This is a genomic window from Pseudomonas sp. P5_B2, from assembly GCF_056400445.1.
This window is the reverse complement of the sequence record NZ_JBFULH010000911.1, coordinates 1-1,332: the sequence shown is the minus strand read 5'-3', so window position 1 is coordinate 1,332 and position 1,332 is coordinate 1. Positions and strand designations below refer to the sequence as shown.

The window sequence follows — 1,332 nt, the reverse complement described above, 5'->3', positions numbered from 1 at the left end:
CTTGGCAGGTTGTGCCGTTCTTCCACCTGCTCGGCAGCGAAGAGACCTCTTCGAAAGCCGCGCCGGTTCAGGAACGCATCCCGGCCGCCTACGTCGCTTTGGCCAAGTCCGAAGCTGATCGTCTGGGTGTCAACGAAGGCGCCATGCTCAGCCTGAACGTGGCTGGCCAGACCCTGCGTCTGCCGCTGCGCATCAATGAAGAGCTGGGTGCCGGTCTGGTTGCATTGCCTGCGGGCATCGCCGGCATTCCGCCAGCGATCTTTGGCAAATCCGTTGACGGTCTGCAGGAGGCAGCGCAATGACTTGGTTCACTCCTGAAGTGATCGACGTGATCATCGCAGTCATTCAGGCCATCGTGATTCTGCTCGCCGTGGTGGTGTGTGGCGCGCTGCTGAGCTGGGTCGAGCGTCGTTTGCTCGCCCTCTGGCAGGACCGTTACGGTCCGAACCGCGTCGGCCCGTTCGGCGCGTTCCAGATCGCGGCCGACATGATCAAGATGTTCTTCAAGGAAGACTGGACCCCGCCGTTCGCCGACAAGATGATCTTCACCTTGGCACCGGTCGTGGCCATGAGCGCCCTGCTGATTGCCTTCGCGATCATCCCGATCACTCCGACCTGGGGCGTGGCGGACCTGAACATCGGCATCCTGTTCTTCTTCGCCATGGCCGGCCTGTCGGTCTACGCGGTGTTGTTCGCCGGTTGGTCGAGTAACAACAAGTTCGCCCTGCTGGGCAGCTTGCGGGCCTCGGCGCAGACCGTGTCGTACGAAGTGTTCATGGGCCTGTCGTTGATGGGAATCGTGATCCAGGTCGGCTCGTTCAACATGCGCGACATCGTTGAGTACCAGGCCCAGAACCTGTGGTTCATCATTCCGCAGATCTTCGGTTTCCTGACCTTCTTCATCGCTGGCGTCGCCGTGACTCACCGTCACCCGTTCGACCAGCCGGAAGCGGAACAGGAACTGGCCGACGGTTACCACATCGAATACGCCGGCATGAAATGGGGCATGTTCTTCGTCGGCGAGTACATCGGCATCGTGCTGATTTCGGCGCTGCTGGTGACCTTGTTCTTCGGTGGCTGGCACGGTCCGTTCGGCATTCTGCCGCAGATCCCGTTCATCTGGTTTGCGCTGAAAACCGCGTTCTTCATCATGATCTTCATCCTGCTGCGCGCTTCGATTCCGCGCCCACGGTATGACCAAGTGATGGATTTCAGCTGGAAGTTCTGCCTGCCGCTGACCCTCGTCAACATGCTGGTGACCGCTGCGATCGTGTTGCTCAACACGCCCGCCGTCGCGGCTCAGTGAGGATAGAGAATCATGAAGTACATATT

The 1,332-nt window shown here is 59.9% G+C and carries 1 protein-coding gene and 1 pseudogene; both read left to right on the top strand.

The window, feature by feature from the left end; genetic code table 11:
* Nucleotides 1-302 (top strand): annotated as a pseudogene (locus tag AC1DRJ_RS27930) (NADH-quinone oxidoreductase subunit NuoG); the annotation flags it as partial.
* Nucleotides 299-1,306 carry an NADH-quinone oxidoreductase subunit NuoH gene (gene nuoH, locus AC1DRJ_RS27925; RefSeq protein WP_477804990.1) on the top strand — a complete coding sequence of 336 codons (1,008 nt, stop codon included), beginning with the start codon at nucleotides 299-301 and terminating at the stop codon, nucleotides 1,304-1,306. The pseudogene AC1DRJ_RS27930 and the gene nuoH, both read left to right, overlap by 4 nt.
* Nucleotides 1,307-1,332 lie beyond the last annotated feature (26 nt).